Genomic DNA, 16,415 nt, shown 5'->3' on the forward strand with positions numbered 1-16,415 from the left:
GAATAACGAGGTGAATGTCAACATGCTGCACTCATTAGAAGCCATACATTCTTATAGAACAGGCAACATCCCAGAGGATAAGCAGCAATTATGGCTGCAGCTGCTGGCGGCGGCTGAGCAGCCCCATATTAATCTTGAACGCATTCATTCTATTGCTGACCTTGAGGGAACAAATCCCGTTCTGGACTACGTCGAGCGGACCTTGCACGTCCTGGATCAGCTGAACGTTTCCTTTTGGGTGCGAGAGGTCGTGGAGGAAGTACTTGTCTGGTCGGAGACAGCCAAGGCTGGCTCATTGCAGCAAAGGAAGGTGTGGCAGCGCGCAGGGGTGAATTTGTTTGTACACAATAGGGGCTCTGCACAGTTATACAGGGAGTATGTTATTAATCGCAGTACTGAAAACATCGGTAGTGACGATAAAGCTGTGGCCCAGGTTAATGAGGCGAATCCAATTCAGAAGAAAGAAGCTACGCCAAGACAGGAAATGATCTATGCCCTCATTGGAACGCATGGACTGATTGGACAATACATACGCGGGGAGATACCTTTTGCCGAGAACGCTCCGCTTCATGATTTTATCACTCCTGGCTGGCTGACAGCTGAAGAATTGCACACGGTTCTGATGACGCTCAACCAATGCATTATTGCTGGAGTTGATCCGAATCTATGGCGGCAGGTTGAAGCAGAAGTAGAGCGAATGGTTGGGTGGATTATCAGCGAACCGAATCATGCAGACTGGTCTCTGAAGGAACGTTTATCCCGGCTCCGAAGCTCGTCCATTCGCGAAGGTGAGGCGCTGGATGAGGCGTACGCTAAACTGCAAACAGAGCTTGATGTAGACAACATGCTGGCTCCTCTGTCTCATCGTACATTGTGGTATGTGGAATCTGCCCTGCGGGATTTTTCCTTGCAGGAAATGGTAAAAGTGTTCCTTCTCTCACTGAATCGTGGAGACATGTCTCAAACGGCAGACAACAGAGACGATGTACGTCATATCAGTTTTGAACCGTTAATGAATACGATGTATTACGACTATAAAGGTGTCAAAAAGCTGAATATTTACAAAAAACGAATGATTGAAAAGTACCTTGAGCAATGGTCATGGGAGCAGATTGAAGAGGAACATTCGGTCGTTTATCCGCATCTGACCCATCGCGTAGTACGTCAACCGGATCTGCCGGATACGGTTTTTGTGACCTTTGAGTTCTCCCCGGCGGCTGAGAAGCTAATTGCGTTCTGTATTGAAGCCGAGAAATCACCGCTATATGAGAAGGCCGTATTGCTGCTCTTCGATTTGTTCGGACTGCGGCGTGATGCGTATGACCGATTCCATAATGAAGAAACGTATTTGGCGGACATGAACAGCTCGGGGGATTATAAAAAAGTGCTGCTGGACTACATCGTTGGCAAGCGTGTACTCGATATCGGTCCAGGTGGCGGCGTTCTGCTGGATCTTATTGAGCAGGAGAAGCCGGAAGTGGAGCCGATTGGCATTGATATTTCTGCCAATGTCATCGAAGCGCTGGAGCGCAAGAAGCAGCGAGAAGGTCACCGCTGGCAGGTGATGAAGGGGGACGCCTTGAGGCTGGATCAATACGTGCAGCCAGGCTCGGTGGATACGGTCATCTTTTCGTCTATTCTGCATGAATTGTACTCCTATATAGAGCGGAATGGACGGAGATTTAACCCGGATACGGTTGTCGCAGCACTTCAAAGTTCGTTTCATGTTCTGTCGCCGGGTGGAAGAATATTAATCCGTGATGGCATTATGACAGAGCCTCAAGAGCAGAAAAGACGGATTCGGTTTATGGAGCCGGAGGGGATGCAGTGGATGGAACGATATGCTCAGGACTTTCAGGGCCGGAAGATTACGTTTGAACAAGTTGCTGAGAATGAGGTCGTTCTTAACATTAATGATGCCATGGAATTCCTGTATACGTATACGTGGGGCGAAGAAGCATACGTTCACGAGATTCAGGAACAGTTCGGCATCTTTACGCCATCGGCTTACGAAAACTGTATTCGTGAGGCGCTTGGTGAGCAGGCAGAGATAATTAAGCTGGAGCATTTTCTTCAGGAAGGATATACCGAGGCACTTGAGGGACGCATTGTGTTTATGAAGGAAGACGGACAGCCTGCACCCTTGCCAGACAGTACTTGCCTCCTTGTGATTGAGAAGAAGAAGGGACTGGCTGACGGATGAGTGAAGAGTCCAGAACCATCTTGTATTTTGTGCGGCATGCAGAATCCGCCTATGTGGAAGGACAGGAACGAGAGCGAGGACTCACAGAGCGTGGTTGCCGAGATGCAGCGAATGTTGCAGAAGTTCTCAGTCAGGAGAAGATTCAATGGTATTATTCCAGTCCATACCGGCGAGCAGTTGATACCATTCAGGAATTGGCTGACAGGACGAGCGCCGCTGTGTTGATGGAAGAAGATTTGCGCGAACGCCAATTATCTGATGAACGTGTTAAGCATGCCGATTTCCATGAATCCAAATTAAGATTGTACCGTGACCCTTCATTTGCATACGCTGGCGGGGAATCAGGTGAACAGGCAGGTTCGCGGGCCGTAGCCGTAATTCATCGGATCCTTAACAACCACACGGGACAAAAAGTAGCGATAGGGACACATGGAGATGTGATGACCCTGATCTTCCAACATTACGACTCGTCCTACGGATATGAGTTCTGGAAAAGTACGACGATGCCGGATATCTATAAACTGGAGTTTAACATGGAGCATCAATTGGTACAGTTCACCCGTCTGTGGCAAGGGGGAGAGAATATATGAAAATTACATTTAACCCTGATTATTATGTAATCGACGATCTGCACATCCCTAAGCTGCATGAGCATCTGTACTGCATCTTTGATCTGGAGGGAACAGGCATTCTTCCGGATCGGGAGAGCATAACCCAATTCGGCGCAATGAAATACAAATGTGGAGAGGTTGGCAATTCAACATTCTCCACGCTGTCACGTGCTAGCAAACCGATACCGGATGCTGTGGCAGAGTTAACGGGCATATCAAATGCGGATATGATGACTGCTCCTGCGTTTGCAGAAGCCTATCGTTTATTTTCCAGCTTTATTGGGGAAAAGATTCTTGTAACCCATGCTGGGTATGAGTATGATCTGCCTATACTGAAGCGCCACTGCGAGCAATTGGGCGTGACGATGTTTAGCAATAAGGTGCTGGATACAAAAGCGATGTTTACCTATATTCATCCTGAAGTACATGAAGTCATATCCACGGATTATCTGATTCGGCATTATAATATCAATACAGACGGCATTCGAAGGCATGATGCCTTGGCGGATTGCGGTGTAATCGCTCGCATACTTGAACACCTTCTGCGGGAGTATGAGGAGAGGGGGCTGGATCATTTTACAGCCGATCCGAATCGCAGCATACGAAGATTCGAAATACCTGAAATGTACAGCATCACAGATGATGGAGGGATTACCTAATGAATAGAAGAGAGGCGGAGAAGCTCCTTAACGAACTTAATGAAGGCAGGCTGATTACAAACGAGCTGTTTCAAGGGCTGGATATCGACAGCTATCTGGACAAGCGTGATGATTCGAATTTTGCAGATGAATGGATGTCGGCATATCAGAGGTGGGTACAAGATGCTGATTCTATCGCTGAGGATGAACTGCTTCGTGCATCGAGGGAACTGGCATTCAAACAGACGCTGCAGCATACAGGGGATCCCGAATTGGCTGGTTATGTGAGTGATGATATTGGCCTTATTGGGGCTGCAATGCTGCAGGGTGAGCATGAACATTCTTTCGTAGGTCAATTGCTTGAGAGTTACCATAACGGAAAACTGCCTCTGCTCTAGCAGGGGCAAGGGTGTTCTGTATCTTTCGTTTGTATAAAAAAAAGGATTCAAATGTGTATTGTGAGTGCGGCAAGGCATAAGGTACAATTCACCTTAGACATTAATTGAGAATGATAATCATTGTAGATAGGCATTCTCTTTAATACAGCTGATTACATAGGGGTGGAGAGTAGCATGGCAAGTTTGAGTAAAGGGATTAAAGGTTGGGGAATTACAGTTCTGGTCATGGCAGTATTCATCGCGGGCTGCAGCTCGAATTCGGGAGCAACGGAGGAACAGGCACAATCGCCAGTAACGGAGAACACAACTGCTGGCAGCAGCAATTCATCCGAGTCGAGCCAAGAAGCAGAAACACGTGTGGTGCAGGATGAATTCGGAGATGTAACGATTCCGGTTCGTCCACAGCGTATTGCGGGGATTTACGTGGAGGATTATCTCAAGGCTTTGGACATCACGCCAGTAGTGCAGTGGTATAATCCGATGTGGGGCGTACAGGAATATCTGGATCTGGATGTGCCTCAATTTGATATTACAGGCAGCATTGAAGCTTTACTGCAATATAATCCGGATCTCATCATAGTGGATGGCGGTGCGGACATGGAGCAATATGAAATGTATTCAAAGGTGGCACCGACGTACCGCCTGCCAGAAGACATTTTACAGGATTCCAATCAGATCTTGACGACCATTGCCGAGGTTGTAGGTAAACCAGACAAGGGAAAAGAAGTTGTAGCGGCATATGAGGCCAAAATTGCAGACGCTAAGACGAAGCTTCAGGAAGCGGTCGGTGATGAGACTGTAGCGGTCGTCCGGCTGAATATCAGCAATAATACACTGGCATTGTTCGGAGTTAAAAATCGATTAACCGGATTTATTTATTCGGAGCTTGGTCTAACGCCTCATCCACTGGTTGGCAGCATGGAAGAATATCAGGAAGTCCTTTCTGAAGAGGCTATTCCGGAGCTTGATGCGGATCACATTATTGTATTCCCATCCAATGGAGAATGGTCATCCCCCGAGAACAAGGAAGCTTTGAAGCTGCTGGATAGCAAGTTGTGGAAATCCCTTCCGGCAGTTAAAAACAACCAGGTATACATGATGGAGAGGTCGTATTGGCAATCAGGTGCGATTACAGCAAACTCAATGAAAATTGATGATCTTCTGGAAAAAATGACGCCATAACCAACATCGATAGAATAATTTAAAAAAGAAAGCTCCTCAACCAGGGTTGAAGAGCTTTCTTTTTTGGTTTAGACTATTCCTAATGATAACTATTCTCAATTAAGGAAGATGACGAATGTCTCATACCATAGAACAGATACTTCCCATGCCCTGGCTGTGTTCACTTCAGCATATTCAATACGTTCAAAACTCTGCCTTGGAGCCTTACAATGGTTTAGAATGCACATCGTCGAAGGGCTATTCGATTGTTGTAGTAACCCAAGGACAGGAAGAATTGATGGCGCAAGATGTCATCTTCAAGTTAAAAAAAGGTACGATTCTGTTTTTCCCTTCTGATATACCCGTCTTACCGCTGCAAACTGGAGTTGGTTCAGAATCCAAGCTGCATTATTATAAGCTTGATCTGACCGCTGGTGAGACAAGTAGGATTGGATCCACCACTCAACTCGAAGAGACAAGTCCTGCTTTTCCACAGTCGCAAGTCATCTCGGAATCATCATCGCCTATTGAGTTATCCTACACCCCTTGGAGCTCCTGTCTGGATATATTGGATCAACTGTTACAGCAGCGGGCGACAGAGGATTGGCTGAAACAATGGGACTTGCAGCTTCGTTTCCAGGAATGGTTCCGGATGCTGATTCTGCAAAATGATTCGAGCAATGCTTCCATGGATCATCGAACTCGCTTACAACAATCCATTCGCTATATCCGTGATCATTATAACCAGCCCATGACGGTGGATGATCTTGCTGCGGGTATCCGTCTTACCAGGTCAAGCTATACGCGACAATTCAAGGAGATGACCGGCAAGCTTCCTCTGGATTATGTGAATTCGATTCGCTTGGAACGTTCCAAACAACTATTACAGCAGACAGATGATCGGCTGCACGATATTGCCCAAAGTGTCGGATTCAGTAACGAGTATTATTTTAGTCGTCGGTTTAAGCAATATGCAGGCATCTCACCGGGCGTATATAGACGTCATTATCGTCAGGACGTGCGAGTATTTGCACCGTACCTCGAAGATTTTGTATTAGCTCTAGGTGTGGAGCCCGTGCTTCAATACGCTCACCACTTGTGGGGCAAGCAGCACTACTTGGGGATGGATGATGTTCCTGAATTCGATGTGGCCCATCAGGATGCCATGTTCCAAGAGAACCATAAGCCGGACTTTATTATGCTGAGTGATGGCTATGAGCGGTGGAATCTGGCCCGTTTCGAACAGGTGGCACCTACGTTTTATGTGAATCATAAGGGAGAGGACTGGCGCTCCATATTAAGATCAACAGCAGATGTATTGGGAAAAGGAGATCGGGTTAGGGACGTCGTAGGTTCATATGAAGAAAAAGCTCGTGAGGCCAACGCTCAATTAACACGATCTGCGCAAGGAAAGACGGTAGCTTTCTTGCGGATCACTGCCTCAGAAATTGTGTTGTACGGTGTACAGCAGGGTTATGTGGGACCTGTGATGTATCAGGATTTGGGGTTAACGCCACATCCTCTGGTGCAGCAATGGGCCCTGAAAGAACGTAGAGTTAGCATAAGCGTTGATCAATTGAAGCTATTGCAGGCGGATCATTTATTCATTACATTTGACTGTCTTGATTCGCCAACGATCGGAGATGAACGGAAGCTGCTGGACAGCAAGGAATGGCGGCAGCTTTCAGCAGTAAGAAACGGATGTGTATACGAAGTGGACTTTCTAACGTGGATGAATTACGGGGTTATCTCCCATGGGAAGAAAATTGATGATATCCTGCGTGTGTTGGCTTAGACAACCTTTGGAAGGAGAGCAGTCATGGAACGTATTATTACTCAGATTATGGATAAGTCAGTGATCGCTGAATTTATTGCGGAGCTGAACCAGCATCATGAGCATCATATTGGGTACTGCGGCAAGGATGCGCTTGAAATTGAGCAAGCAATGATGGATGCTTTCGGTGATCAACCGGACCTGTGGATTAGTACCCTGAGTGAGGATGGGCAGCTGACAGGAGTGCTTGGGATGGATATAGATACGGATACAGGGACTGTAGAGTTGTGGGGTCCATTTATTCAGTGCGCTCCTGAGCAGTGGCAAGAACTTGCAGTCCGTTTGTGGGAGCAGGGAATAAACAAGTTAACTGAAAACTGGATACATATCCGAAAAATTTACGGGTTTTATAATGAACATCATGCGAATGCCATCACATTCATGAAGGATAAGGGAGCTAAGCTCGGGAGCAGGCAGGTTATTTTGCATAATCGCTCATTGAATGAAGTAAGCCTGGACCAGGGTGAAAATAACAGAATTCAAACCATTGCTCCAGATCAGTATCCATCTTTTATCCAGTTACATGATTCCACCTTTAGCGGAACGTATTACGATGGTGAAACACTCATTCAGCGCTTAGGCAAGGAGCATCATTATTTATACGTTCTCTCTGGCTCGGAAGGAGAGATTCGCGGATATGTCTACGCCGAGGCTGATCCTGAATTTGGTGAGGGCAGTATTGAATATATTGCCGTGAATCCGGATTATTTCAGGCAGGGACTGGGTTCGCTTTTACTGAAGAAGGTGTTATATGAGCTCAATCAGGAGAGCCAAGTGAGTGAAATCCGCTTATGTGTAGATGAAACGAATTCTGGTGCACTATCGTTATACCGTAAGGCCGGCTTCGAAACGGAGCATGTGCTGGAGCTGTATCAATTAGATCATATGTATGAATAACAGTTATAAAGGCGGCTGACTCTTTGTCAGACGCCTTTTTGTTTATATACGAAGAGGAAAATCAAGCGCCCGCCCAAGTGGGGAGAACGGAGCCAGATTCCAGGAATCTAGGCTCTTTCCATCACAGCGAAGTAGTTGTTTTCATCATCAGCAAAGTTGAAAACTCTTCCGCCCGGAATCGTAACCAGTTCACCTAACGTAACCTGCTTGCTGGCCAAGTCCGCATAGAGCCCATCGAGATCTTTGGTGAAAAACATGAGCGAAGGTGTGCCCAGATTCAACTCGGGGGACATTTTGGCTACGAATTCCTTGTCGTGAAGGATAATGGTTGTCTCGGCACCTTCTTCAGGAGCAATTTCAATCCAGCGCATACCCTCGCCGTTGACTTCGGAGACCACGTGAAAGCCTGCTTTTTCTGTCCAAAATTGAAGGGCCTTGTCCTGATCGTTGACATACAACATGATTTGACCAACTTTGCTAAACAATGATACTCACTCCCCAGTTATCGTATTGTTCCAACCTTGAAATGATAGGATTCGCTTCTTAGGTTCATTCGTTTGAGTCAGTTTTATAATACCATAAAACTCTTTTGATCAACGTTTACATTCCGAGTACAAAATGCGTACACAGATGTCCTTGACTGCGCGTTTGCATCATACCATTAACTAGAGGGTGATTCGCAACAATTGAATACCTCTAAGCATAGCCATGGAATGGCGGATGGGAGCGCTGTAATGACGACACGGGTAGTTCTGTTGGAAGAAGGCACGGCAGAGATGAAAGGACTATTGGGCAGTAAAGGAGCCGCGCTTGCGGAGTTATGCCAGGCGGGGTGGCCTGTTCCGGCAGGATTCACCATTACAACGGAATACTGTCTCGAGTTCCCTAGCTGCTCAGAAACAATTTTTGCCGAAGGTTCCGAAGATCTGGCCAGGGCAGTCCGTCAGCTGGAACGACATACGGGCACTGCCTTTGGTGATCCGGAGGCCCCGCTTTTGCTTGCTGTGCAATCCAGTGACGTGCTTCCCCGGAATGCGAACTCCTTGGTGCTGCTAAGCGTAGGACTTAATGACATTACAGTAGAAGGCCTTGCCCGGCGCATGAACAACCGCCCGTATGCACTCAACTGCTATCGGGTGCTGCTGCAGAATTATGGCTGGTTGGTTCATGGCATCCCGCTTGAGGTTTTCGATGAACGATTGGGCGATATTACGAGTTTGGATGAAACGAGACTAGAGTACGCTATAGCACAATATAAAGACGTCATTGAGGAACAGGGACATCCTGCTTTCCCTCAGGATGTGCAGCTTCAACTGTACAGGATCATCCAGGCATTCTCCCTTTCTGATCCAGGATTGCATAAGCGAGCCTTGAGCTCCAATTCGATCGCCTATGGTATGCCGGTTTTGATTCAGGTGATGGTGAATGGAGAGTGTGGAGAACGTTGCGGAAGCGGTACAATCTACTCACGTCATCCATTGACTGGGGCCCAAGGGATCTATGGCGAATACATGTCGTTTGCAGGCTCAGGGTATGACCTGGAGGAACTGGAACAGATCAGGCATGTGGAACCAGAGCTGATTGGCCAGCTGTTGCAAGCGAGCCGTGAGCTGGAGAGAGTGAACGCCGCAGTTCAGGAAATTAAATTTGTCATTGAGTCAGGGAAGCTTTACCTTTTACAAGCACGGGATGCACGTTTAACTCCTGAAGCTGTGATCAGGACCATAGTGGATTTTGCAAATGAAGGTCTGATAACTAGAGAAGAGGCACTGCTGCGTGTCGAGTCTTCTAACGTAATTCTCACATCTGAACTTCAGCAATTGCTTGAATGGGCCGATGATGTGAAAAATATAACGGTACTCGCAAATGCAAGTCATCCTCGTGATGCTGCCATGGCCCGTACGCTTGGAGCCGACGGAATTGGCATCTGCCGAACCGATCATATGTTACTGTCTTCGTCGCGGATGCCTTATGTACAAAAGATGGTGCTGGCAGAAACCGACGCTGAGCGCAAACGCGGTCTTGAACGGCTGCTGCCCATGCTGCAGTCTGATGTGGAGCAGATTTTTGAGGAAATGAACGGATTTCCGGTAACGATAAGACTATTCGATCCTCCATTATATAAACTTCTACCGGATGTGGAACAGTTGGTGGAACGTCAAAAAGAATTACAGGCAGGGCATGCAGGAGGACATGATGTGAATCAAGAGGACCTGAGTCGCATGATCCAGCTTGTAGAGCGGCTGCACGAGCAGCATCCAATCAGCAGGCAGTATGGATGTCATCTTGGAACCGTTTTCCCGGAAATTTATGAAATGCAGGCAGAGGCTGTCTTTCGTGCAGCGCTCAAATGTATTCGCCAGGGATTGTGGGTTCGCCCCGAGATTCTTGTAACGTCAAGAGGACCTGGTAGCGAGCTGCAAGTAATCAGGGAACTGATTGATCAAGTGGCTGAACAGATCCTGGGGGAGGAGAGACGTCACTGCCATTACAGGGTAGGCTCGCTGATTGAAGGGGCTCAAATGGCACTAACCGTGGCACATACAGCAAGGCAGGCTGATTTCCTGTCATTTGGAGCAGGGATTCTGCATCTGGATGGGGGAGAACAACTACTGGAACGCGCTGTCGTTCAGGCTCGGCTCCGTAAACCTCATTTGAGAGTAGGTCTCTGCGCGGAGGAACATGTTGACCTGAGTACCTTTACCTACAGCCAGCGTATGGGAATGGATTACGTAAGTTGTCCACCTGAACAGGTGGCTTTCGCCAGAATTGCTGCTGCGCAGGCCGTACTCATTGCACGGATGCAGAACAGTAACGTACAGGATGATGATATATCGACGACAGCTTAACCTAGGGAGATTGGCACGAGTCAATGAACGTCTTCCTATAGGTGAATTATAAATTAGTTTAGGCGTTCTTGTCCTAATCTCAACGGGGACCAGATGCTGCAAGATGCTAGTTACAGGAATTTGGGTCCGTTCATGGAATACAAATAGCAAAACTGTTATACTGAAATATGCGTTTTGTAAAACGAACGTAAAATTTCAGATAAGGGTTGAAAGCGACCATGTTAAATTCCAAAAATGAACGGACCTCCTCACGGATTTTATTTGCCGTCTTGTTTATCCTTATGCTGCTGAAGCTGTCGCTTTTGCGGTATTTCTTTTTCCAAGGACTGTCCGGGATCGGTCTGGTGACGGATGCTTTAGGAGCTCTGACTGTTGTGTGCATCCTGGATCTCATTGTGCCGAAGCGCTGGAAGCGGATTGTGTATGGCGGGTTTAACCTGCTCTTTTCTCTCGTCCTGTTTGCGGCAACGCTGTATAATGTGCATTTTAGCTCCGTACCCACCTATACGGCGCTCAGTGAGATCGGGCAGGTTGCACAGGTGCGGGGGAGTATTGGACCACTGATACGGCCTTCCCATTTTTTGTTCTTTGTTGACATCGTGCTTGCATTGCCGGTTTGGCTCATGTTGCGTCGTCGGCGGTCGGGTGTCAGAAACGGAAGTTACCGGGACAGCGGGCTGCATTTCGGAAAAATGCGCAGAAGATACTGGGGCAAGCTGGGGGTAGCTCTTACGGCTGCATTCTGTATCGTGTTGTCAGGCAGTTTTATTGTCAAAGGCGAAACGATTGATAACGAATTGGTGCGGGCTGAGAATCTTGGATTTCTGAATTATCAGGTGTCCTCGGCCATATTGACCAGCAAAGAAAACGAAGCTATAGCGAATGGCAATATTAATGAAACAATCGACAAGATTAATCAACTGGTGAGCCAATATCCATATCAGGACAAAACGAACCAGGGAGCGGCAATCAAAGCCAAATATTTTGGTGAGGCCAAAGGCAGCAATTTGATCGTACTGCAATTGGAATCCTTTCAGAATTTCCCGATCAATGCTTCCCTGGATGGTCAGGTATTGACACCGGTACTGAACGATTTAGCCAAAGAAAGCTATTATTTCTCTCATTTTTTCCAACAGATCGGTCAGGGTAATACTTCGGATGCCGAGTTTATGTCCAATACGTCCATCTATCCAACCGGGGTTGTTCCGATGTCAGCCGGATATAGCGACCGCGAGCTGCCAAGTCTACCGAAGCTGCTTCGCAACGAAGGCTACCAGTCGGAGACTTTTCACGTGAATGACGTAACGTTCTGGAATCGGAACAAGATGTACCCGGCCCTCGGTTTTGATCGATATTTCGATAAGCCGAGTTTCGAGAATGACCGCTTTAACGATTTTGGTCCTTCGGATGAGGAGTTATATCGTGTAGGTGTGGAAAAAATGGCTGCGCATCAAGCGGCAAATCAGCCGTTCTATGCCCAGTTCATTACCGCATCGAGCCACTCGCCGTTCACGGTTCCAGCGGATCGGGCTCGCATCACCATTCCTGCAACGATTACGAACACATTGCTTCACGATTATTTGCAGGCCATTAATTACACCGATTATGCCGTCGGTCAGCTCATTGATGAGTTGAAAGCGAACGGGTTATGGGAGAATACAACACTCGTTATCTATGGGGATCACTTCGGCTTGCCCGCAAATGACGAGATTACCGAACAGATTCAAGCGAGCCTGAATGTTCCATATGATGGTAAGGTGAGCCGTTTTAATATCCCACTTTTGATTCACACGCCTAACCAGGTTAAGGGTCAATTGATTGAACAGCCTGGTGGTCAGCTCGATATTCTGCCTACAGTCATGAATCTAATGGGTGTTTCGTTAAAAGAAGAACAGTTCACTGCATTTGGGCATGACCTGCTGAATATGGACCACAATGCATTCGGTATTCGGTATTACTTGCCGACAGGCTCGTTTGTCAACAATGACATTATGTTTATACCAGGTGCAGGTTTTGATGACGGAACAGCATATTCCCTTAAAACATATGAACCGGTTACCGATCTGGAGCCATATCGTTCCGATTACGAGCATGTGCTCAGCCTCATGAGGCTATCTGACGAGTATGTGAAGCTGCTGCCCAAACGAGCACCATAATCAGAAGAAAAAGCTTTGATTCAAATAGGATGTGCCACCAGCTGTTGTTGGTGGCACTTTTTTATTCAGTGTAAACGGGACCGTGTATATTAAGGAAGAAAGAGGAACAAGTTGTTAATTGCAATTCCACAGATAAGAATAAAGAGATTTTGAAACTGTAATTAATAATGTTACAATGAAGTGAGTGTGAATTTTGCATTCGAAAAATATGGCCAGCAACCCATTCGACGAGAGGAATGAATATAGATGAAACTTAGTGTACTCGAACATGGACATATCAATGAAGGACGCAGCGTACAGGACACACTGCAGGAGACTGTGACGTTAGCGAAGCATGCCGATGAACTGGGGTACTCCAGGTTCTGGATGTCCGAGCATCATGGCGGCGGAGCATTGTCCTTCTCCAGTCCGGAGGTTATGATCGCACATGTCGCAGCTCATACCGACCGGATTCGGGTTGGTTCCGGTGGCGTAATGCTGCCTCATTACAGTGCCTATAAAGTCGCGGAGAACTTCCGTCTGCTGGAGGCACTGCACCCTGGGCGAATTGACCTCGGCATTGGCAGAGCACCAGGCGGCATGCCGATTGCGAGCCGGGCTCTGAACGAGGGCAAGGCTTCCAATGTACAATTTTTCCCGCAGCAAATTGCTGACCTGGGCGGTTATTTCCACGAGCAGCTGCCAGAGGATCACCGTTTTGCATCCCTGGTAGCCGGACCGTCTGTACCAACGGTACCTGAAGTATGGCTGCTGGGCTCCAGTTCAGAAGGCGCCCGAATTGCTGCAGCACAGGGGACATCCTATGCATTTGCGCAGTTTTTCGGAACACCTGGCGGGGAAGAAGCAATGAAATACTATCGTAGACATTTCAAACCATCGATTTTGAATGACAAACCTCATTCCATGATTGCCGTAGCGGCCTTCTGTGCAGAGACAGAGGAGGAAGCAGCAGAACTGGCCCGTAGTAATGAACTGTTCTTTTTGCGTCTGGGCAGAGGATTAGAGCAGAGTTCATTTCCTTCGCTGGAAACAGTCCATAATTATCCTTATACAGCGATGGAAATGGAACAGATTCGTCAGCGTCGCTCCTTCTCCATAATTGGTACACCGGATCAAGTGAAGGATAAAATTACGGCCATGGCAGAACGTCATGAAGCGGACGAGGTCATTATTGCATCAGCCATTCATTCGTTTGATGCACGCTTGCGCTCTTTTGGCCTGATTGCTGAAGCTTTTGGTCTCAAGAAGGATTAGAGCCGGTTGAACTGGAATTTATATTCTAAGGGGTTGGAGTCCCGCTATGCGGGGCTTCAATTGTATTCTTGTGTAAGCAGAGAGGAGGAATTCACATTCGCAGATGTATCATTAGTGATATTCATGGCTGTTATGATGAATTCAATGCGCTGCTTCGTCAAGTGCATGTTGACCTCAATCAGGATGAACTGATTCTCCTTGGAGATTATGTGGACCGGGGACCGAAAAGCCGGCAGGTGGTTGAGCAGATCATGGAACTTAGGGAGAAGCATGGTGTAGTGGTGATCAAGGGAAATCATGATGCGATGATGGTCAAAGCCTTAATGAATGACGTGGAAGAGTATGATATGCACTGGATTCGCAATGGCGGATTGCAGACACTGGGCAGTTATGTGGAGATCTGTTTTGATGAAGAGCAGATGGATTGGACTGCCTACATGGAAGCCAAGCACTGGATTCGCAGCAGATATGAGCATCATCTCCGTTTTCTGAGTGAGCTTCCCCTTGTTCATGAAGTACCAGGTTATATCTTTGTGCATGCAGGAATCAATCCGGATGTAAAGGATTGGCGCAGTCAGCCTGAACGGGACTTTATTTGGATTCGGGAGGCCTTTTACTTGAGGCCCACATCCATCCCGGATACGGTGATATTTGGACACACACCAGTGAAGCACCTGCATGATTGTGCAGATATCTGGTTTGATCCTGGTGGTGACAAGATCGGCATAGATGGCGGATGCGCGTACGGTGAGCAATTGAACCTGCTTGAGATCGGTGAGGACGGCAGTTTACAGACGTTTCATGTGAAAAGGGGAGAGACTGGAGAAGGCTCGGCAGATTAATATTTGCATTGCGTATCCAGGTTCCGTGTGCTACTTTATATTTTTATGAAAGATACTTGATTATCAATACATATCATAGAAGTCGAGGGGAATGAACCGAGTTTTGGCTATTTATAATCTGGATCAACTTCAGCACCACATCCTGCTCTGCAACGGTGGTACTTGCATGCGGAATGAAGGAGAGGAAGTCACTCAGGCTGTACGGGATGAAATTCTGAAGCAGCAGGCTGGTGGATTTATTCATACAACACGAACACGCTGCAACGGGCGGTGTGACGATGCTTGCGTGACGATCGTGTATCCGCAGGGAGACTGGTATGGCAAAATGACCCCGGAATCCGGCCGGGCACTGGTACAGGCACTGTGTGAAGGGGAGAAGCTGGAGAGTCACCTGATTGCGAACGTGGCTCAACCGGCCTCCAAATAAAACTGCAGGGTTTCTCCCTTTTCCAGTGATGAAGCAGACCCTGAGAACGAATTTCAATCAATTCGCTGTTAAGGGTTTGGAATTAAGTCTTATTGACGCTATAATCAGTAAGGTATGATTTGAATTATGACATGATTATTCTAATCACAATTGACGGAGGGCTATAAATATGGAAAAAGCGTTAATCTTTGGTCACAAAAATCCCGACACGGATACGATCTGTTCTGCACTTGCGTATGCGGATCTCAAAACTAAACTGGGACAGGACGTTGAAGCTGTGCGTCTTGGTGAAGTGAACGGTGAAACCCAGTTTGCACTGGATCATTTCAAGGTAGAAGCTCCACGTCTGATCAAAACGGCTGCGAACGAAGTAAACAAGGTTATTCTGGTCGATCACAATGAGCGTCAGCAAAGTGTAAGCGATATTGAGGAAGTGACGGTAGCTGAAGTTATTGACCATCACCGCATTGCTAACTTCGAAACAAGCCAGCCTCTGTATTTCCGTGCAGAACCAGTAGGTTGCACAGCAACCATTTTGAATAAAATGTACAAAGAAAACGGCGTTGAAATTAGCGCACCGATTGCAGGACTGATGTTGTCCGCGATCATTTCGGATTCCCTGTTGTTCAAATCCCCAACTTGCACAGAGCAGGATGTAGCAGCAGCACGTGAGCTGGCTGCCATTGCGGGTGTGGATGCTGACAGCTACGGTTTGGATATGCTGAAAGCCGGTGCGGATCTGAGCCAGAAAACAATTGCAGAACTGATCTCCCTGGATGCCAAAGAGTTTGCCATGGGACAAGCCAAAGTGGAAATTGCACAAGTAAACGCCGTTGACGTTAACGATGTGCTTGTGAAACAACCAGAACTTGAAGCAGCGATCGAAGCGATTATTTCAAGTAAAGGGCTGGATCTGTTCCTATTCGTGGTAACAGACATTCTGAATAATGATTCCGTTGCACTGGCTTACGGTAAGTCTACCAAAGCGGTTGAACAAGCATACAATGTGACACTTTCCGATAGTAAGGCACTGCTGAAAGGCGTCGTGTCTCGCAAATCGCAAATCGTCCCTGTTCTGACCGAAGCATTCAATAACCTGTAATTGAACCATCGGGCACGAACATAGCATTAATCTGATCCAAGCC

14 protein-coding genes are annotated in these 16,415 nt (G+C 47.3%); 13 read left to right on the top strand and 1 reads right to left on the bottom strand.

The features are described from left to right. The first annotated feature begins 22 nt into the window (after positions 1 to 22). From MHB82_RS12195 to MHB82_RS12225, 7 genes are all read left to right on the top strand, one after another. Positions 23 to 2,203, top strand: coding sequence for a class I SAM-dependent methyltransferase (locus MHB82_RS12195; protein WP_341174765.1), 2,181 nt, complete (start codon positions 23 to 25; stop codon positions 2,201 to 2,203). Further along, complete coding sequence (locus MHB82_RS12200; protein WP_341174766.1) at positions 2,200 to 2,793, top strand: histidine phosphatase family protein; 594 nt, start codon at positions 2,200 to 2,202, stop codon at positions 2,791 to 2,793. Before MHB82_RS12195 ends, MHB82_RS12200 begins: the two co-directional genes overlap by 4 nt. Beyond that, a complete protein-coding gene (locus tag MHB82_RS12205) occupies positions 2,790 to 3,473 on the top strand; it encodes a 3'-5' exonuclease (protein ID WP_341174767.1) in 684 nt (227 codons plus the stop codon). The genes MHB82_RS12200 and MHB82_RS12205 overlap by 4 nt, the downstream gene beginning before the upstream one ends. After that, a complete protein-coding gene (locus MHB82_RS12210) occupies positions 3,473 to 3,850 on the top strand; it encodes a hypothetical protein (RefSeq protein ID WP_341174768.1) in 378 nt (125 codons plus the stop codon). The genes MHB82_RS12205 and MHB82_RS12210 overlap by 1 nt, the downstream gene beginning before the upstream one ends. A 174-nt stretch (positions 3,851 to 4,024) precedes the next feature. Then, positions 4,025 to 5,032, top strand: a complete 1,008-nt coding sequence (locus tag MHB82_RS12215; RefSeq protein WP_341174769.1) for an ABC transporter substrate-binding protein — start codon at positions 4,025 to 4,027, stop codon at positions 5,030 to 5,032. A gap of 115 nt (positions 5,033 to 5,147) precedes the next feature. Beyond that, positions 5,148 to 6,806, top strand: a complete 1,659-nt coding sequence (locus MHB82_RS12220; protein ID WP_341174770.1) for an AraC family transcriptional regulator — start codon at positions 5,148 to 5,150, stop codon at positions 6,804 to 6,806. Positions 6,807 to 6,830: 24 nt separating this feature from the next. Further along, complete coding sequence (locus MHB82_RS12225; protein WP_341174771.1) at positions 6,831 to 7,742, top strand: GNAT family N-acetyltransferase; 912 nt, start codon at positions 6,831 to 6,833, stop codon at positions 7,740 to 7,742. 107 nt (positions 7,743 to 7,849) lie between these two features. Here the strand turns inward: MHB82_RS12225 and MHB82_RS12230 are convergent, their stop codons facing one another. Continuing rightward, positions 7,850 to 8,227, bottom strand: coding sequence for a VOC family protein (locus tag MHB82_RS12230; protein WP_095358466.1), 378 nt, complete (start codon positions 8,225 to 8,227; stop codon positions 7,850 to 7,852). A gap of 249 nt (positions 8,228 to 8,476) precedes the next feature. Here MHB82_RS12230 and MHB82_RS12235 point away from each other — a divergent pair, with 249 nt between their 5' ends. From MHB82_RS12235 to MHB82_RS12260, 6 genes are all read left to right on the top strand, one after another. Then, positions 8,477 to 10,591: a putative PEP-binding protein gene (locus MHB82_RS12235; protein ID WP_341174772.1), complete on the top strand. Its 2,115-nt coding sequence runs from the start codon at positions 8,477 to 8,479 to the stop codon at positions 10,589 to 10,591. 218 nt (positions 10,592 to 10,809) lie between these two features. Then, entirely contained in the window at positions 10,810 to 12,747 is a 1,938-nt protein-coding gene (locus tag MHB82_RS12240; protein WP_341174773.1) for an LTA synthase family protein, read from the top strand. A gap of 246 nt (positions 12,748 to 12,993) precedes the next feature. Then, positions 12,994 to 14,001 carry an LLM class flavin-dependent oxidoreductase gene (locus MHB82_RS12245; RefSeq protein WP_095287568.1) on the top strand — a complete coding sequence of 336 codons (1,008 nt, stop codon included), beginning with the start codon at positions 12,994 to 12,996 and terminating at the stop codon, positions 13,999 to 14,001. A gap of 68 nt (positions 14,002 to 14,069) precedes the next feature. Continuing rightward, positions 14,070 to 14,843, top strand: coding sequence for a metallophosphoesterase family protein (locus tag MHB82_RS12250; protein ID WP_341174774.1), 774 nt, complete (start codon positions 14,070 to 14,072; stop codon positions 14,841 to 14,843). A gap of 103 nt (positions 14,844 to 14,946) precedes the next feature. Next, the gene (locus tag MHB82_RS12255; RefSeq protein WP_110822490.1) at positions 14,947 to 15,270 is read left to right on the top strand and encodes a (2Fe-2S) ferredoxin domain-containing protein; all 324 of its coding nucleotides are present in this window, start codon (positions 14,947 to 14,949) and stop codon (positions 15,268 to 15,270) included. A gap of 169 nt (positions 15,271 to 15,439) precedes the next feature. Beyond that, positions 15,440 to 16,372: a manganese-dependent inorganic pyrophosphatase gene (locus MHB82_RS12260; protein WP_341174775.1), complete on the top strand. Its 933-nt coding sequence runs from the start codon at positions 15,440 to 15,442 to the stop codon at positions 16,370 to 16,372. Positions 16,373 to 16,415: the final 43 nt, after the last annotated feature.

The sequence above is a fragment of the Paenibacillus sp. FSL K6-2862 genome (genome assembly GCF_038005125.1).
Taxonomy (GTDB): domain Bacteria; phylum Bacillota; class Bacilli; order Paenibacillales; family Paenibacillaceae; genus Paenibacillus; species Paenibacillus illinoisensis_A.